Below are 254 nucleotides of genomic sequence, written 5' to 3'. Positions count from 1 at the left end.
AAAACATTCTTTTAAGCTCGGCTATATTTTGCGTTAATGGCCGTATAGCACCGCATCCTATAGCTTTTCCTTGAGAATTCTTTGCTAATGCCCATAAAGCTTTGTCATCACTCATTGCTTCAGCGGTAAATTACTTTTACCGTTATCACCAGTAATAGCGGCAAGTTCTGCTGATAGCAATTCGATTAGGCGAAGGGAATCTGAAGAAAATGGATTTGATTTCTCTACTGTTATCATGGTTATACCCTGCAGGA

At 39.4% G+C, this 254-nt stretch carries 1 pseudogene; it reads right to left on the bottom strand.

From position 1 onward, the window contains the following. Positions 1 to 252: pseudogene (locus tag ACMV8I_RS21580) on the bottom strand (GNAT family N-acetyltransferase); the annotation flags it as partial. Positions 253 to 254: the final 2 nt, after the last annotated feature.

Source organism: Ewingella sp. S1.OA.A_B6, assembly GCF_049889095.1.
Lineage (GTDB): Bacteria > Pseudomonadota > Gammaproteobacteria > Enterobacterales > Enterobacteriaceae > Ewingella.
This window is presented reverse-complemented; position numbering and strand designations above follow the sequence as displayed.